11 protein-coding genes are annotated in these 18044 nt (G+C 57.0%); 10 read left to right on the top strand and 1 reads right to left on the bottom strand.

From position 1 onward, the window contains the following. Window positions 1-41: 41 nt before the first annotated feature. Window positions 42-926 carry a LysR family transcriptional regulator gene (locus AC2TF6_RS04850; RefSeq protein WP_491310140.1) on the bottom strand — a complete coding sequence of 295 codons (885 nt, stop codon included), beginning with the start codon at window positions 924-926 and terminating at the stop codon, window positions 42-44. A 210-nt stretch (window positions 927-1136) separates the two neighbouring features. Between AC2TF6_RS04850 and AC2TF6_RS04855 the strand changes: the two genes are divergently transcribed. The 10 genes from AC2TF6_RS04855 to htpG all read left to right on the top strand — a co-directional run bounded on the left by AC2TF6_RS04855 (window position 1137) and on the right by htpG (window position 17862). After that, the gene (locus tag AC2TF6_RS04855) at window positions 1137-2516 is read left to right on the top strand and encodes a GntP family permease (RefSeq protein WP_491311592.1); all 1380 of its coding nucleotides are present in this window, start codon (window positions 1137-1139) and stop codon (window positions 2514-2516) included. Window positions 2517-2737: 221 nt separating this feature from the next. Then, a complete protein-coding gene (locus tag AC2TF6_RS04860) occupies window positions 2738-3523 on the top strand; it encodes a 3-hydroxybutyrate dehydrogenase (RefSeq protein ID WP_491310141.1) in 786 nt (261 codons plus the stop codon). Window positions 3524-3560: 37 nt separating this feature from the next. Beyond that, window positions 3561-4271, top strand: coding sequence for a CoA transferase subunit A (locus AC2TF6_RS04865; RefSeq protein ID WP_491310142.1), 711 nt, complete (start codon window positions 3561-3563; stop codon window positions 4269-4271). Continuing rightward, the gene (locus AC2TF6_RS04870; protein ID WP_491310143.1) at window positions 4268-4942 is read left to right on the top strand and encodes a 3-oxoacid CoA-transferase subunit B; all 675 of its coding nucleotides are present in this window, start codon (window positions 4268-4270) and stop codon (window positions 4940-4942) included. The genes AC2TF6_RS04865 and AC2TF6_RS04870 overlap by 4 nt, the downstream gene beginning before the upstream one ends. Before the next feature lie 6 nt (window positions 4943-4948). Continuing rightward, window positions 4949-6133 carry an acetyl-CoA C-acetyltransferase gene (locus AC2TF6_RS04875; RefSeq protein ID WP_491310144.1) on the top strand — a complete coding sequence of 395 codons (1185 nt, stop codon included), beginning with the start codon at window positions 4949-4951 and terminating at the stop codon, window positions 6131-6133. A gap of 167 nt (window positions 6134-6300) precedes the next feature. Continuing rightward, the gene (locus tag AC2TF6_RS04880; RefSeq protein WP_491310145.1) at window positions 6301-6735 is read left to right on the top strand and encodes a hypothetical protein; all 435 of its coding nucleotides are present in this window, start codon (window positions 6301-6303) and stop codon (window positions 6733-6735) included. Between the two features lie 304 nt (window positions 6736-7039). After that, window positions 7040-10162 (top strand): hybrid sensor histidine kinase/response regulator, encoded by a 3123-nt coding sequence (locus AC2TF6_RS04885; RefSeq protein WP_491310146.1) that lies wholly within the window; start codon window positions 7040-7042, stop codon window positions 10160-10162. After that, window positions 10159-11292: a response regulator gene (locus tag AC2TF6_RS04890; protein ID WP_491310147.1), complete on the top strand. Its 1134-nt coding sequence runs from the start codon at window positions 10159-10161 to the stop codon at window positions 11290-11292. The genes AC2TF6_RS04885 and AC2TF6_RS04890 overlap by 4 nt, the downstream gene beginning before the upstream one ends. A 297-nt stretch (window positions 11293-11589) precedes the next feature. Next, window positions 11590-15783 carry an S-layer homology domain-containing protein gene (locus tag AC2TF6_RS04895; protein WP_491310148.1) on the top strand — a complete coding sequence of 1398 codons (4194 nt, stop codon included), beginning with the start codon at window positions 11590-11592 and terminating at the stop codon, window positions 15781-15783. Window positions 15784-15981: 198 nt separating this feature from the next. Beyond that, the gene (gene htpG, locus AC2TF6_RS04900; protein WP_491310149.1) at window positions 15982-17862 is read left to right on the top strand and encodes a molecular chaperone HtpG; all 1881 of its coding nucleotides are present in this window, start codon (window positions 15982-15984) and stop codon (window positions 17860-17862) included. The last annotated feature ends 182 nt before the right edge of the window (window positions 17863-18044 follow it).

Consider the following 18044-nt stretch of genomic DNA (forward strand, 5'->3'; position numbering starts at 1 on the left):
TTCGTTTCGCAGATGGCGCACGCAGATTCCCGTACCCCGGCTTAAACCTCCGCTTTTTCCCCGATGAATTCCAGTAGCTTCCGCATCGCGTAAGAAATATACCTTTCTTTGTTCCACAGTACGTACAGGTTCCACGGAATGCCCGGCGAGGTTTTGGGGATAACCCGGACATCGGGGTTCGCTATTTTGGAAGTGATCGGTTCCGGGATAAAAGAGACCCCGAGTCCTCCGGCAACCATCTCCACCAGCAGGTCCCACTGCGAGCTTTCGTGGGCGATGGCCGGGTGAAAACCCGCGCTGTGGCAGGCGTCGAGGACGTGATGCCGCACGGCGAAACCCTTGGCGAACAGCAGAAACGGCTCCCGGCTCAAATCGGCGAGAGAGACCGTTTCCCGTTCGGCCAGCGGATGCGCGCGATGCAGCACGAGGGAGACGTGCTGGCGGATGAACGGCAGCCGCCCCAGGCTGGAATCCTCGTCCGGCGAGATGACGACGCCCATGTCGATCGATCCGTCCAGGACGCGCTGCTCGACGGTTTTGGCGCCCTCCTCGATCATGACGAACTGAATCGCGGGATATTTCCGCTGGAAAGGCGCGATCACGCGCGGAAAGAAGACGGTGCTGATCACCGGCGGCAGTCCGATGCGGATGGTGCCCGTTTTGAGCTGGGACACGTCGTCCAGCGTGGTGTAGAGGTCGTTTACGGACTGGATGATGACCTGCATCCGCTGGATGGCGGCGATACCCGAGTCGGTGAGCTTGACGGTTTTGCCGCTGCGGTCGAACAGGGTGACGCCGAGCTCGTCCTCCATGCTTTTGACCAGTTTGCTTAAGGTCGGTTGAGTCATATGTAAAATTTCGGCGGCCTTCGTGAAATTCTGCTGTTTGGCGACCTCCAGAACGGAGGCGAGATTCCTTACATCCACGGTCGTTCATCCCCAGCCATAAAATTTTGGAATGGTAGCTATTCGATGTCTGAATTTTACCTTGCCTCACCTGCCGTGTAAACTAGAAGCGGACACAGAACGTTCAAATTTCAGGGGACGCCCCGGAATTTCATGGAAAGCAGCACGCAACTTAAAAGAATGTAAGGGCTTACAAGGGATCTTCTAACAGAAAAGAGGAGAAGGCGCATGGTGTTTGTTCAGGTCGTGGCGATTGTACTCGCCTTGGGGCTGCTGATGTTTTTCGCTTACCGGGGGTATCCGGTGATCGTGTTCGCCCCGATCTTTACGCTGCTGGCCGTGGTCATTTCCGGACTCGCGCTTATGCCGAGCTATACGGAGACCTATATGGCGAATGCGGCGAACTATATTAAAACGTACTTCCCGATTTTCCTGCTCGGGGCCATTTTCGGCAAGGTGATGGAGCTGAACGGAGCGGCTTCCTCGATTGCGCGGTCCATCGTCAAAGTGCTCGGTTCCAAACGCGCCATGCTGTCGGTCGTTCTGGCCTGCGCGGTGCTGACCTACGGCGGCGTCTCGCTGTTCGTGGTCGCTTTCGCCGTCTATCCTTTCGCGGTGGCGGTTTTCCGCGAAGCGGATATTCCGAAGCGGCTCATTCCCGGCACGATCGCGCTCGGCGCCTTCACCTTCACGATGGATGCGCTCCCCGGAACGCCGCAGGTGCAGAACATTATTCCGACCACGTATTTCGGAACGGACGCCTACGCGGCCCCGGTCGTGGGAATTGTGGGCGGAATCATGGTGCTGGCGGCGGGCATGTTCTGGCTGGAAAGACGCCGCAAGCAGGCGGCGGCCGCAGGCGAAGGCTACGGAACCGGACACAAGAACGAGCCGGAAACCGCCGAAGGCCAGCGTTACCCGAACCTGTGGGTTTCGCTCGTCCCGCTCGTGCTGGTGCTTGTGTTTAACTACCTGCTGAGCCGGGGATTTTTGACGGTCAACACCTGGTACAGCCCGGAGCTTCTCAAAACGTTTAACATCGCGAATGTGAAAACGGTTGCATCTTCATGGGCGCTTATTATCGCCCTGTTCATCGGCATCGCGGCGGCGCTCTGTATCAACGTCCGGCACGTTCAGAGCAAGCTCGCGGCAGGGCTTACGGCGGCCGCGATGGGATCGCTTCTGGCGATTTTCAACACCGCTTCCGAGGTCGGCTTCGGCAACGTGGTCAAGACGCTGCCCGGCTTCAAAGCGATCCAGAACTTCATCCTCAACATCAGCTCCCAGCCGCTGATTAACGAAGCGGTGTCGGTCAATATTTTGTCCGGGGTCACCGGCTCCGCATCGGGCGGGCTGTCCATCGCGCTCGAAGTGATGGGCAAACAGTACCTGGCTGCGGGCCAGGCGGCGGGAATCAGCCCGGAATGGCTGCACCGGATCGCCTCGATGGCGTCCGGGGGGATGGATACGCTGCCGCACAACGGCGCGGTCATTACGCTGCTGGCCATCACGGGCCTGACGCACCGGCAGTCCTACAAGGATATTTTTTCCATAACCGTCGTCAAAACGCTCACGGTGCTTATTCTCGCCGCTGTCTTGTCTTTCTTGTAAGCAGGGAGAGGCCGGGATGAAGCGGAGGGCCTTAGGTAATGAAGGCGGCTCTCATCCGGTTTATTCACCTCAGCTCAACTCAATTGAGCTTCAATCTAGATCAACTTAGATTAACTTTGATTAACTTAGACCAGCTTAACCTGCTTAACTAATTAGATGCCTCTTGTTTCAGCACTCATTAGATACGGATATCAAAACGATTCACGGAAGGAGTGGCGGTCATGACCCCATTTTTAGCTCAAAAAACAGCCCTGATCACCGGCGCGGCCAGCGGCATCGGCCTTGAAATCGCCCGCACATTCGCTCGCGAGGGGGCCAAGGTCGTTATTTCCGACATCCAGGAGGAAAAGGCTAAAGCGGCGGCTCAGCGGCTGGCGGACGAAGGATACGAAGCCATCGGTCTCGCCTGCGACGTAACCGACGAAAGCCAGTTCGCCGGAGCGATCCGGACAACGCACGAAACGTACGGCCGGTTCGATATTCTGGTGAACAACGCGGGTCTGCAGCATGTCGCGCCTATCGAAGAATTCCCGGTGGAAAAGTTTGAATTCATGATCAAAGTGATGCTGACGGGGGCTTTTATCGGGATCAAGCATGCTCTGCCCATTATGAAGGAACAGCAGTACGGGCGGATTATCAACATGGCTTCGATCAACGGCGTCATCGGTTTCGCGGGCAAAGCCGCTTACAACAGCGCGAAGCACGGACTCATCGGGCTGACGAAGGTAGCGGCCCTGGAAGGCGCGGCGCACGGCATCACGGTTAACGCGCTGTGCCCGGGCTACGTGGATACGCCGCTCGTACGCGGCCAGCTCGAAGATCTGGCAAGAACGCGGGGCGTTCCCCTGGAAAGCGTGCTGGAGGAGGTCATCTACCCGCTGGTGCCGCAAAAAAGGCTCCTGTCGGTCGATGAAATCGCCGAGTTCGCCATGCTCATCGCCAGCGACAAGCTGAAGGGCGTGACGGGAACGTCCATGCTGATTGACGGCGGTTATACGGCACAGTAGAGAGAGAAATTTATCACGCGAGAGGAGAGGGGCAGACATGAGCAAGGTTCTGAAATCAGCGGAGGAAGCCGTACGTGTAATCGGCGAAGGAGCGACCCTGATCGTGGGAGGTTTCGGCTTGTGCGGCATACCGGAGCATCTGATCGCGGCCCTGCAGCGGCAGGGCACCGGCGAGCTTACGGTCGTCAGCAATAACTGCGGAGTCGACGATTGGGGGCTGGGGCTGCTGCTGGCTAACCAGCAGATCAAGAAGATGGTGTCCTCCTACGTCGGAGAAAATAAAACGTTCGAGAAGCAGTACTTAAGCGGCGAACTGGAGGTTGAGCTGGTGCCGCAGGGCACGCTGGCGGAACGCATCCGGGCAGGCGGAGCGGGCATTCCCGCTTTTTACACGGCGACGGGCGTCGGGACGCTGGTAGCGGAAGGCAAAGAGGAGAAACATTTCGGGGGCCGGCCGTATATTCTGGAAAAAGCGATCACCGGCGACTTTGCGCTGGTGAAAGCCTGGAAAGCCGACACGGCGGGGAACCTCGTGTTCCGTAAAACGTCCCGCAACTTCAATCCGCTGGCTGCGGCAGCCGGCAAAATCACGCTCGTGGAAGCCGAGGAGATTGTGGAGGCGGGAGAGCTGGACCCCGATGACATTCATACGCCGGGCATTTTTGTGCAGCATGTCGTGCAGGGTGGGAGCTATCAGAAACGGATCGAGCGTCTGACGGTCCGCGAAGCGAAGGAGGAGACAGCATGAGCCATCCGCGCCAAAGAATCGTGGAGCGCGCCGTACGGGAAATCCGGGACGGCATGTACGTCAACCTGGGGATCGGCATGCCGACGCTCGTAGCCGACGAAATTCCCGCCGGTATTACAGTGATGCTTCAATCCGAGAACGGTCTGCTGGGCATCGGTCCTTATCCGAAACGGGGAGAGGAAGACCCGGATTTGATCAACGCGGGCAAGGAAACCGTCACGGCGGTACCGGGCGCTTCCTATTTCGACAGTGCGGAATCGTTCGCCATGATCCGGGGCGGCCATATCGACTTGGCTATTCTGGGCGGTATGGAGGTATCCGGCGAAGGTGACCTTGCGAACTGGATGATTCCGGGAAAAATGGTCAAAGGCATGGGCGGCGCGATGGATCTGGTGAGCGGAGCCAAGCGCATCGTCGTCATCATGGAACACGTGAACAAATACGGGGAATCCAAGGTGAAAAAAGCCTGCACCCTTCCTTTGACAGGCAGAGGAGTGGTGGACCGGCTCATTACGGATCTGGCCGTATTCGATTTTACGCCGGAGGGTATGGTGCTGGCCGAACTGCTTGGAGAAACGGAACTGGACGAAGTCCGGGCCAAGACCGAAGCGGCGTTCACGCTCGGCCCTCTTCTAAAAGAGCGGCTCGAAGCCTGCGGACAGGAAGGGTGATCCGAAATGACCAGAGAAGCGGTTATCGTCAGCGCCGTGCGTACGGCGATCGGCAGTTTTCAGGGCTCCCTGGCCGGCGTGCCCGCGACGGAGCTCGGAAGCATCGTTATCCGGGGAGCGCTGGAGCGCGCGGAAGTGGAGCAGGAGCGGGTCCATGAGGTAATCATGGGCAATGTGCTCCAGGCGGGACTGGGGCAGAACCCGGCGAGACAGGCTTGGCTGAAAAGCGGGTTTTCCGACGGCGTTCCCGCCCTTACGGTGAACAAAGTATGCGGCTCCGGGCTCAAAGCCGTCATGCTGGCGGCCCAGTCGGTTATGCTCGGCGATGCCGACATTGCGGTGGCCGGAGGCATGGAAAATATGAGCGCGGCGCCGTACCTGCTGGAAGGCGCCCGCTCGGGCCTGCGCATGGGCGACGGCAAGCTTGTCGATTCCATGATCCGCGACGGCCTCTGGTGCGCCATGTGCGACATTCACATGGGCGAAACCGCGGAGAATGTAGCGGACCGGTACGGCCTCTCCCGCGAGGAGCAGGACGAGTTCGCGGCTCACAGCCAGCAGAAGGCGGAGCAGGCGGCCGTGGCCGGACGCTTCCGGAGCGAGATCGTGCCGGTCCCCGTCCCGCGGAAGAAGCAGGACCCGCTGCCGTTCGACCGCGACGAGTTCCCGCGCGCGGGCACAACCGCGGAGACGCTCTCGCGGCTGCGTCCGGCGTTCCGCTCCGGCGGGACCGTGACCGCCGGCAACGCCTCCGGCATCAACGACGGGGCGGCTGCCGTTGTCGTCATGTCGGCCGAAGAAGCCGGCCGGCGGGGGCTGAAACCCCTTGCCCGGATCAAGGGCTACGCCTCGGCGGCGCTGGATCCGGCCGTGATGGGCCTCGGGCCCGTAAGCGCCGTGCGGCGGCTGTTGAACCGGACGGGCGTGCCGATAGACGGCATCGACCTGTTCGAGTTCAACGAGGCCTTTGCGGCGCAGTCGCTTGCCGTGGGGCGCGAGCTCGGCGTACCGCCGGAGAAGCTCAACGTCAACGGCGGCGCGATCGCCCTCGGGCACCCCATCGGCGCCAGCGGCACGCGCGTGCTCGTGACACTGCTGCACGAGCTGGAGCGGCGCGGCGGCAAGCGCGGCCTGGCCTCGCTGTGCATCGGCGGCGGCCAGGGCGTGGCGCTGCTGGTGGAGCGCGATTAGGGCGGCGAATCGTATCGGTAACGATCGTTCAAACGGGTATTCGGACAGATGAGTCTCTCATGTAATTAGAGGCTCATCTTTTTTTTGGAAATGGAGACTTCACATGGATTGTCAATTAAACGATACTTGGGATATATTTGCATGAAAAACCCGAATGGAGATCCACCGTGAAAAAGCATTTGATCCTGCTCGTGACGGTTTTGCTGTTAATGAGCTGTGCGGCTAATAAAATTCCCTACGATGACAAAATTTCCGACCGGTTAAAGGCAAGTGTCCAAAAAATAGAAGCCGGTCAAACCGTCGAGCCGGACAATTTTGAAGAGTACGATTGGGTCTATATCATTCCGCCCTATACGGGGGGAGAGACTCTTGATCGTTTAGAAGTTGATGAGCAAAGCAAGAAATACATACAACATCAAGCTTCCATGAATGAAAATTATATCCTGGTCACCTCCAAGGAGGGAAAGGCCGTTTCTTACGCCATGCTGGATAAAAATTTTAGTACAGAGGGCGGGAAGCTCTTGAAGTACAAGGGTTCCGATAAGTTGTTAGTCAGAAAGGAAGAATCAGGAGCGAGACCGTTTGTATTTTTGCCGAAATAAGCTGCCTAAGACCGATGTATACCGAGACGCCGCCGAACCCGTGCGGGAGAATGGGTATGGTATATTTCTTAGTTTTGAATTTATCCGAACCCAAAGAAACCTGGCGCGGGCTGTGGTACAATACAACAGCATCGCTACTATTTTCCGGCAGGTGAAAGACAATGGGGACTTTATATCATAGAAGTGTACGGGATCACAATTTGTCTACGGTGCCGCACACGTGCGGCGGTCAGAAGCGGTACAGGAGCTGCGGGGATGGCTTACAGGGATTTTGCAAGCGGTTTCATGGGCTGTGGATTAGACTATGAAAAAACAAGGATTGTTTTTTATACTAGGGGCCGCGCTAATTTTGCTCATGCCGCTGTATTCCGTTTTTCAGCATTTGCTGTCGCTGGAACGGAATCCCGATGCGGTCCGTGGAGTGCTGGATCTCAGAGGCTGGAATTTTGCGGAAAAAGGGACGGTCCGGCTGAGCGGAGAGTGGGAGTTTTACAGGGGAAAGCTGCTCGTTCCCGGAGATTTTCACCCTTCCGCGGAAGCGGGAAGGACGCCTCCCGTGCCGACGGGCATAGCGCAGATTCCGGGGAAATGGAATGCGTATATGGGCACGGAAGAGGATTCTGCCGCCGAAGGGTATGCCACGTTCCGGCTTAAAGTGCGGCTTAACGAGACCGACGGGGCCCTTTACGGCATCCGCACCGGCAATATCCGCATGGCTAACCGGGTGTTCGTGAACGGCCGGGAAGTGGGAGCGAGCGGAACGCCGGGCCGTACGGCCGCCGAAGAAAGTCCCGACAACGTCCCGTATACGGGGTTTTCCTACCTGCAGGGCAGTGAAGCCGAGATCGTGGTTCAGATCTCCAACCACAGCTATTCCTCCGGCGGTATGTTCACTCCGATTTTGTTCGGAGACGAAAAGTCCGTCATGAAAAGCCGGGAAGCGGCATTATTTTCCGAGTGGATGACGATGGCGGGCTTCCTGATTCCGGGACTTTATTTTCTGGTTTTGTACAGGATGCGGAGGAAAGATCCCGCTTCGCTTTATTTGGGGCTGTTCTGTCTCGTCGGGCTGTTGTTTGTGCTTACGCACGGGGAGAAGCTGCTTGCCGCCGCCTGGCCGGGGTTTTCCTACACCTGGCTGCTCAAGGTGCAGCTTATGGTGTCTTCATTCGTGTACTTTTTCTTACTCCGCTATGTAGCCGTTGCCGTGCCGGGCGGCGTTCATCCGCTTGCCATGCGGCTGAGCTCCGCTGTGACGGCGACCGGTCTGCTGGCGGGTCTGCTGCTGCCGCCTGTTGTTTTCTCGCGGCTCGAGGTGCTGATCCTGGCGGTTTCCTTCCTCAGCATGTGCTATATGGCGTTCGTTCTGCTTCGGGACGTGCGCAAGCGCTCCGAGGACACCTTGCTCATGATCGCCGGTGTGATGAGCATCCTGATGGTCATAGCGGCGTACGTGCTCAACTTGGTCGGCTTATACGAAGGGCTGCTGCTCGTTCCGGCCGAAATGCTGCTGTTCGTGCTGACCCAGGCCGTCCTGCTTGCACAGCGGTTTAACCGCACTTTCGTGGAAGTGGACCAGCTGTCCCGCAGGCTGCTTTCCTTGGACGGGCTGAAGGATGAATTCATGGCGAACACGTCCCATGAACTCCGTACGCCTCTGCACGGAATGGTCAACATGGCCCAGTCTATGCTGGAAGGCGCATCGGGCGCTTTGAACGATAAGCAGAGGAACGATCTGGCGATGATTATGTCGACGGGCCGGAGGCTTACTCTTCTCATTAACGATATTTTGGATTTCAGCAAGCTTAAAAACGGCGAAATTGTGCTGAAGAGGCAGCCGGTAGATCTCAAAGCCGCAACGAACGCCGTACTCGAGGTTATGACGCATGTCGCCCGGCACAAAGACATTCATTTCGAGCAAGAATGGCCCGACCGGCTGCCCTGGCTTCTGACGGATGAAGACCGTCTGCAGCAAATTTTGTACAATCTGATCGGAAATGCCGTGAAATTCACTCCTGCGGGAACCGTCACGATCGGGGCGGTAACGAAGAGCGGCCATGTGCTCGTCTTCGTTAAAGACACGGGGATCGGAATCGCGGAGCACCGCATGGAAGAAATCTTCCATGCCTATGATCAGGGTGTGGGTCCCGGGGATCGCGATTACGAAGGAACCGGCCTCGGACTGAGTATTACGAAGAAGCTGGTCGAACTGGGTGAAGGAAAAATCGAAGCGGAATCCCGGCTCGGAGAAGGCTCCGTATTCCGGTTTACCGTTCCGTCGACTACGGCCGCGCCGGAAGCGGCACGGTCTTCCGATGCGGGCTCCAGGGCTTCGGCGGCAAGGGACGAAACGGCCGCCGCCGTCCTGCCTGAAGGCCGGGAGGACCGGCGGGCCCGCCAAATCGACGCGACTGTCCTGCTGGTCGACGACGACCCGGTCAACCTGCAGGTGCTGTACAACCTGCTGTCGGTTGAAGGTTACCGGCTGATCGCGGTGGACGGCGGGGACAAAGCGATGGCGCATATCGGCTCCGGGCAGTCCATCGACCTGGTCATTGCCGACTGGATGATGCCGGGCATGTCCGGTCTGGAATTGTGCCGGGCGATCCGCGCCCGTCTTTCGCTGGCCGAGCTCCCGGTCTTGCTGCTGACCGCACGAAGCCTGCCGGAGGATGTGCGCACGGGTTTCCAGGCGGGTGCCAACGATTTTCTGCGCAAGCCGGTCGATGCCGACGAGCTGAGAGCCCGGGTGCGGACCCTGCTTGAGATGCGCAAGTCCGTCCGGAACGCGGTTTCGGCGGAGATGGCGTTTTTGCAGGCGCAGATCAAGCCGCATTTTTTGTACAATGCGCTGAATACGATCATCGCGCTGCTCCCCTCGGACCCGGACAAAACGACGAAGCTCCTCCTGGAGCTCAGCCGTTATCTTCGGGGCAGCTTCGATTTTCAGAATCGCGACCAGTTGGTACCTTTACAGAAGGAAATGGCTCTCGTTCAGTCGTATTTAGTTCTGGAGAAGGCACGTTTCGAAGAACGGCTGCAGGTGATATACGACATCCGGTCCGAGCCGAACCGTCTGATCCCCCCGCTCAGCATCCAGCCTATCGTTGAAAATGCGGTTCGCCACGGCATCATGAGGCGTGCGGAAGGCGGAACGATCGGAATTTCCGTCGAGGAGAAGGAAGATGTTCTGCTCGTGGAAATTACGGATAACGGAGTCGGGATGGAACCCGGACGCGCGGCATCCCTCTTGTCGGCAGAGGCCGGGGGAGGGGTCGGCCTGATCAACATCCATACCCGGCTGCTGACGATGTTCGGCGAAGGGCTCGACATCCGGACCGAGGCGGGACGAGGAACGATTGTCCGATTCCGGGTGCCGAATAACGGGGGAACCCGGGGGAATGCGGGAGGAGGTCAAAAACAGTGAAGGCCATTCTGATTGACGACGAAAAGCCCGCCCTGATCCAGATGGAGCGTCTGCTCCAGTCGGATGGGCGCATGGAGGTCGCGGGCATGTATACGCAGGCCCGGCACGGGCTTGAACATATGACTGCCGAGAAGGCGGACATCGTCTTCCTGGACATCGAGATGCCCGAGATGAACGGCCTCGAAGCGGCGGAGCATCTGTACCGGCTGAACCCGGAGGCGCAGATCGTCTACGTAACCGCCTATAACGACTACGCGATCGAAGCGTTCGAGCTTGGCGCGATCGACTATCTGCTCAAGCCGGTCGATCCGGAACGGTTCGCCAAGACCGTCAGCCGCCTGGAGTCGCGTCTTAGCCAGCTTCAGGCCGTCCGCCGGGAGGCGGCGCCGGCCGGCGAACCGGCCGTGCTGTGCTTCAAGCAGTTGTCCCTGGCGGGAAGCGCCGGTACAGGCGGCAGCTTGAGATGGCGCACGCAGAAAGCGCAGGAGCTGTTCGCTTTCCTCGTTCATCACGGGAGCAAGCGGGTGGCCAAGGATGTCATTCTGGAGACGCTATGGCCGGAGCTTTCTCTGGATAAAGCGGTCACCCAGCTACACACCTCCGTATACCAGGTGCGCAAAATGCTCAAAGCCTGGGGAATCGGAGCGGGCATCGATTACTCCCACGACAGCTACCGCTTCACGGGGGACGATTTCCGCACCGATGTGGACCTGTTCCTGGCCGGAGCCTCTGTCGGCGAGATTACGTCGCGGGAGCAGTGGCGGCGGCTGGACCAGGCGCTGCAGCTGTACCGGGGAGATTATTTGGAAGAGCACGATTATTTCTGGGCCAAATCGTACCGGGCGCAGCTGCTCGGACAGTATATCCAGGCCAGTCTTCTGGCCTCGGCTTACGAAGTATCCGCAGGTCAGACTCAATCCGCTCTCCGGCGGCTGGAGCTGCTCCAAAAAAAGGAGCCGTTCTCGGAAGAAATTTGCCGGGCGGGAATGGAAGTCCATGCCGGGCTGGGTGATAAGCTGTCGCTGAAAAAGCATTACGAAGCGTTCGCAAGGGTCCTCCGCGAAGAGCTGGGATCAGAGCCCGGCCGCGAAACAACCAACCTGTATAAACACTTGATGCAGAGCATCTGAGTGATTCCGGTTATCCCGGACGAAACCTTTGCCCCTATTGAGCGGCTGGGTTTTTTTTTATGGGGCTGAAATCCTATGGAGAGCAGGTTTGCGGCTGCCGATATCCGAAACGGACCGTTTTGGCGAAAAATGACGAATTTTGTCCAGAATCCGTTCAGTGGTACTTGATACAATTTTCCATGTTAAAAACAGGGGGAAGGGACTGGATGAAGCTCAAATAAAGAGAGAAAAAAATTTCCGTTGATAGTCGTTTTGTCAGTACGTTAACAAGTATTCTACAAAATATGAGGTGAATGTATGGATCAGAGAAAATCCTCTTTCCGATGGATTTCGGTTATGTTGATGAGCGTGCTTGTGCTTAACGCCGTTTTGTTCGGCGCAGCGGGCCCGGTTAAGGCGGGGCCTCCCGGCGGACCTTTCGCTTATAACGCGGCGGTCACTGCTGCGGAAATGTATCAGGCCATTCTGGATTACCCTAACGATATTTTTGAAACCGTGCAGCAGAAGGATAGTTTTTACTGGAACAGAAAAGCGGATAACGACGCTATCGTGGATGAACTGATCAGCAAGCGTCCTTTTGCGACGGTTACGGATCTCCGGGATGCTTACGGCAGTGCCCTGGATAACAGAAATTTCTTTTTGTTTCTTCATGAAGCTACCGATAATTCCGGAGTAAGCGCCGCTTTGAGCTGGGTTACTGACGGAACTTTCGTTAATCCCGGCTTGGATTTGAGCAAGTATTCCGCTTTGGATTACACGGAGCAAGCGGTTGTGGACCAAGCTGTACTCGACGGCATTCCTGCCGACGGATATACGGCTGCGGCCGAGATTCAAACCATCATAGACACGACGATCGGCCAGATTGTGTCCGGAGCTCTTCAAGATGACAAGACGGCTCTGGAAATCGGTTATGCGACGGGAGACAGCGCCGCACATGTTACCCAGAACGTAACTCTTCCGGCTGCGGGTACACATTTCACGCAAATCACTTGGACCGGAGGAAACGGGGTCATCGATCCCGCAACGGGAACAGTGACGCCACCGACCGGAGGAGATGTAACGGCCGCTCTTCAGGCGAAAATCAGCAGAAACAATGAAAATGTGACTAAGGACTTTACCTTGACGGTCAAAAGCACGACGCCGCCTGCCGGACCTCCGGCGATCACGGCACAGCCGCAAAACGTGCCGGTGCTTGAAGGAGCGCCTGCTTCCTTTAGCGTTACGGCCACGGGAACGGGATTGACTTACCAGTGGCAGGAAGACAGCGGCATGGGCTTCCTAAACCTGCAGGGCGAGACGAACGCCACGCTGAGCATTCCGGCGGTCACGCTGAACATGAACGGGTACACCTACCGCGTTGTCGTATCGGGTACGGGCGGCCAGCCGGTGACGTCGAACGCGGCGCTGCTGACGGTGCTGCCGATGATTCCGATTCCGACGTTTCCGCCGGTGATCACGGCACATCCTTCAAGCACCCCGCCGGTGCTTGAAGGAACGCCTGCTTCCTTTAGCGTTACGGCCACGGGAACGGGATTGACCTACCAGTGGCAGGTAAACATCGGGTCAGGCTTCCTAAACCTGCAGGGCGAGACGAACGCCACGCTGAGCATTCCGGCCGTTTCGCCGGTCATGAACGGCTACATGTACCGTGTCGTCGTGTCGGGTACGGGTGGGCAGCCGGTGACGTCGAACGCGGCGCTGCTGAACGTGCTGCCGATGATTCCGAATCCGACGCTTCCGCCGGTGATCACGGCACAGCCGCAAAACACCCCGCCGTTGATTGAAGGAACGCCTGCTTCCTTTAGCGTTACGGCTACGGGAACGGGATTGACTTACCAGTGGCAGGAAGACAGCGGCATGGGCTTCCTAAACCTGCAGGGCGAGACGAACGCCACGCTGAGCATTCCGGCCGTCACGGTGAACATGAACGGGTACACCTACCGCGTTGTCGTTTCGGGTACGGGCGGCCAGCCGGTGACGTCGAACGCGGCGCTGCTGACGGTGCTGCCGATGATTCCGACGTTTCCGCCGGTAATTATGATTCATCCGCAAAACACCCCGCCGTTGATTGAAGGAACGCCCGCTGCTTTTAGCGTTTTGGCCTCGGGAATGGGGTTGACCTATCAGTGGCAGGTGAACACGGGACAAGGGTTCCAGGACCTGCCGGGCGAGACAAACGTCATGCTGGACCTTCCGGCGGTCACGCTGCTCATGAACGGGTACACCTACCGTGTGGTCGTGTCGAGTACGAGCGGTCAGCCGGTGACGTCGAACGCGGCGCTGCTGACGGTGCTGCCGAGTATTCCCAATCCGACTTTGCCGCCGGTAATTGTAGTCCATCCGCAAAGTCCGCCGCCGGTGCTGGAAGGAGCCCCCGCCAGCTTTAGCGTAACCGCAACGGGATCGAAGCTGACTTACCAGTGGCAGGAGGACAGCGGCAATGGCTTCCAGGACATGCCCGGCGAGACGAACGCGACGCTGAACATTGCGGCCGTTTCGCAGGGAATGGACGGCTATTGGTACCGTGTTGTCGTGACGGGCAAGGGAGGGCTGCAAGCCATTTCGAACGACGCGACTTTGATTGTGACACAGCCCATCGTGCCGCCGGTTATCAAAAACCAGCCTCCGGAGGATCTCTCGGTTCCCAGAGGGGCTCGCATTAATCTTTTCGTGAGTGCGGTCGGACGTGATCTGAGCTTTCAGTGGCAGGTGAACACGGGATCGGGTTTTCACGATTTACCGGGTGAAACGGGAGCTCTCCTCAGCATTTTCCCTGTGACCCAGGAAATGAACGGGAACAAATACCGCGTCATCGTCTCGGCGTCGGGACAGTACCCGACCGCTTCTGACGAAACGCTTCTGACGGTGTACACCATTCCGTCCGCGCCTACAAACGTTACCGCCACGGCCGGCGACGGCCAAGCGGTCGTCTCCTTTACGGCGCCGTCTGACGGCGGCACCGCGATCACGGGCTACGAAGTCACCGTTTCGCCAGGCAATAAAGTCGTGAGCGGCACGGCAAGCCCGATCACGGTAACCGGGCTTGCGAACGGCACCGCGTACACGTTCACCGTTAAAGCTTTTAACGCGGCAGGCGACGGCCCGGCTTCGGCTTCATCGAACGCCGTCACGCCGTATGCCTCTTCGAGCGGCGGCGGGGGAGGTGGCGGAGGTTCTACGGAATCGAGCACGCCGACGCCGGCAACGCCGACCGTTCCGGAAGTACCGGCTAACGAAGGAGCCGATATCCTCGTCAACGGGAAGACGGAACGTGCCGGAACCTTGAAGTCGTCCGAAGTTAACGGTCAGTCGGTACTGACGGTTGCGGTGGACCCGAAGAAGCTGGACGAGAAGCTGGCGTCCGAAGGCCAACATGCCGTCGTGACCATCCCGCTTGCGAAAGACAAGAAAGCGGATGTGCTTATCGGCGAACTGACGGGCCAAATGGTGAAATCCATGGAACAGAAGCAGGCCGTCGTTAAAATCTCCTTCGGAGATATCACGTATACGATTCCTGCGGAACAAATCAATATCAGCGCTCTGTCGGATCAGCTCGGCAAGCCGGCCGCACTGGACGATATCAAAGTGCGCATCGAAGTAGCCGCTCCTTCCAAGGAAACGCTGAAAGTCGTCGAAAATTCATCGGCCGCCGGGAACTTCACGCTGGTAGCTCCGGCGATGAACTTTGCGGTTACCGCAACCTACGGGGGCGCGACGGTTGAAGTATCCCGTTTCAACGCTTACGTAGAGCGCACCATTGCCATCCCGGACGGCGTGGATCCCGGTAAGATTACAACCGGTGTTGTCGTGGAAGCGGACGGTACCGTCCGTCACGTGCCGACCCGGATCGTAAACGTAGACGGGCACTATTTTGCGAAAATCAACAGTTTAACGAACAGCACCTATTCCGTGATCTGGCATCCGGTCGAATTCCGGGATGTTTCCGGGCACTGGGCTCGGAATGCGGTCAACGATATGGGCTCGCGCATGGTCGTAAGCGGCGTCGAAAACGGCACGTTTAACCCCGATACGGCCATTACGCGTGCGGAGTTTGCGGCTATCATGGTGCGGGCACTGGGACTTAAACAGGAAAAAGCGTCCGCGCCTTTCTCGGACGTGAAAGCAACGGATTGGTACAGCGCTGCGGTGCAGACCGCTTACGCGTACAAGCTTATCGGCGGTTTTGAAGACGGAACGTTCCGTCCGTCCGACAAAATCACCCGTGAACAAGCTATGGTCATCATGGCAAAAGCGATGAAGACTACCGGCCTACGGGACAAGCTGCCGTCCCAAGAAGCGGCGGAATCGCTGGCTCCTTATGCGGATGCCGCAGCGACTGCCGAATGGGCGAAAAGCGGCGTGGCCGATTGCCTGCAGGGCGCCATCTTTGCGGGTAGAACCGCCACGGAGCTGGCTCCGAAAGCGTCGATTACAAGAGCGGAAGTCGCCGCCATCGTGCAGAGACTTCTTCAGAAATCCGAACTGATTTAAGAAGAGAGGAGTTATTCTTTCAGCGGTCTTTCAGACGGCTGGGGAATAGCTCTTTTTTTATGCAAAAAGAGAGAAACGCGCGCATGTATTTTTAACGGAGCGGTTGACTTCAAAAAATGGAATAGGTACTATAAAACTAGGAATTAGCACTCATGACATCGGAGTGCTAACTATGATCTTTCGGGAGGAGATTCACTTATGGCCAAGAAGCAGTTTAAAGCGGAATCCAAGCGTTTGCTGGAAATGATGATTAACTCGATTTACACGCAGAGGGAAATCTTTTTAAGAGAGCTGATTTCGAATGCCAGCGATGCGATCGACAAAATTTATTACAAGGCTCTGACGGACGACAGCCTAGAGTTCAACTCCGACAATTATTTCATTAAATTGAAGGCCGACCGGGCTAGCCGCACGCTGATGCTTTCCGATACGGGAATCGGTATGACCAAAGAGGATCTTGAAAACAACCTGGGCGTAATCGCCAAGAGCGGTTCGCTCGCTTTCAAGAAGGAAAACGAAGCCAAGGACGGCCACAACATTATCGGGCAGTTCGGCGTCGGTTTTTATTCCGCTTTCATGGTGGCGGACGTCGTTACGGTCATCAGCCGGGCGCTGGGCAGCGAGGAAGCGTTCAAATGGGAGTCCAAAGGCGCGGACGGCTACACGATTGTGCCTGTCGACAAAGAAACGGTCGGAACCGAAATCATTTTGAAAATTAAAGAGAATACCGAGGACGACAACTACGACGAGTATTTGGAAGAGTACCGCCTCAAAGCGATCATCAAGAAATACTCCGATTTTATCCGCTATCCGATCAAGATGGACGTATCCGGACGCAGGCCCAAAGAAGGCAGCGACGACGAATTCGAAGAATACCAGGAAGAACAGACGGTCAACAGCATGGTTCCGATCTGGCGCAAAAACAAGAATGAGCTGACGACGGAAGACTATGAAAACTTTTATGCGGAAAAACGGTACGGATTCGACAAGCCGCTCAAACATATTCATATCAGTGCGGACGGCGCAGTCGTATACAAGGCGATTCTGTTTATCCCGGAAAGTACTCCGTTCGATTATTACACGAAGGAATACGAGAAAGGTCTTGAGCTGTATTCCAACGGTGTGCTGATCATGAACAAGTGCGGGGATCTGCTGCCGGATTACTTCGGTTTCGTAAAAGGGATGGTCGATTCGGAGGATCTGTCTCTGAACATTTCCAGGGAAATGCTGCAGCACGACCGCCAGCTGACGCTGATCGCCAAAAATATCAAAAACAAAATCAAGAGCCAACTGCAAAGCATGCTCAAGGACGAAAGAGAGAATTACGAGCAGTTCTACAATTCTTTCGGCCGTCAGCTTAAGTTCGGTGTCTATAACGACTACGGCACTCACAAGGACGATCTTCAAGACTTGCTCATGTTCACCTCTTCCAAAGAGAAAAAGCTCGTCACGCTCGATGAATACGTATCGGCCATGCCGGAAGACCAGAAGTACATTTACTACGCGTCCGGGGAGTCTATCGACCGCATCGAAAAACTTCCGCAAACCGAGATGGTCCTCGATAAAGGCTACGAGATTCTGTACTTCACCGACGATGTCGACGAATTCGCCATTAAAATGCTGATGGCTTACAAGGAAAAAGAATTCAAATCCGTGTCCAGCGGGGACCTCGGAATCGAGCCGGACGCGGCGGACAAGCAGACGGAAGAAGAGGAAAGCGACAGCAAAGATCTGTTCGAGGCGATGAAAGCGATCCTGTCGGACAAAGTGAAGAACGTAAAAGCGTCCAAACGTCTGAAATCCCATCCGGTCTGCCTGTCCACCGAAGGCGAGCTGACGATCGAAATGGAGAAGATTTTGAAGGCCATGCCGAACGGACAGGAAGTCCAGGCCGACAAAGTGCTGGAAATCAACGTCAATCACGACGTGTTCCGCTCCCTTAAAGAAGCTTATGCGAACGATAAAGACAAACTGAACCTGTACACGAATCTGCTGTACAATCAGGCTCTTCTGATCGAAGGTCTCCAGGTGAGCGACCCGGTCGAATTTACGAATAGTATTTGCAAAATCATGGTCTAAGCCGCCCGGCGGTACAGACAAAAAGGCCCGTTCCTTCCGGAACGAGGCCTTTTTTGCATGTCCGCGCTAGGGAAAAGCTGAACTGCGCAGGCAAGCTCAAGCATACGGAATGAAGGCGAAACGGTTTCGTTCAAGGCCCGTTCCTTCGGAGGATGCTTTCCGGCTCATAAAACCAGCCAAAG

The sequence above is a fragment of the Paenibacillus sp. JNUCC 35 genome (assembly GCF_058269095.1).

Excerpts from the sequence above, each read along its gene's own strand:
- AC2TF6_RS04860 (WP_491310141.1), top strand. The coding sequence starts at position 2,738 with ATGACCCCATTTTTAGCTCAAAAAACAGCCCTGATCACCGGCGCGGCC.
- AC2TF6_RS04865 (WP_491310142.1), top strand. The coding sequence starts at position 3,561 with ATGAGCAAGGTTCTGAAATCAGCGGAGGAAGCCGTACGTGTAATCGGC.
- AC2TF6_RS04870 (WP_491310143.1), top strand. The coding sequence starts at position 4,268 with ATGAGCCATCCGCGCCAAAGAATCGTGGAGCGCGCCGTACGGGAAATC.
- AC2TF6_RS04875 (WP_491310144.1), top strand. The coding sequence starts at position 4,949 with ATGACCAGAGAAGCGGTTATCGTCAGCGCCGTGCGTACGGCGATCGGC.
- AC2TF6_RS04885 (WP_491310146.1), top strand. The coding sequence starts at position 7,040 with ATGAAAAAACAAGGATTGTTTTTTATACTAGGGGCCGCGCTAATTTTG.
- AC2TF6_RS04895 (WP_491310148.1), top strand. The coding sequence starts at position 11,590 with ATGGATCAGAGAAAATCCTCTTTCCGATGGATTTCGGTTATGTTGATG.
- htpG (WP_491310149.1), top strand. The coding sequence starts at position 15,982 with ATGGCCAAGAAGCAGTTTAAAGCGGAATCCAAGCGTTTGCTGGAAATG.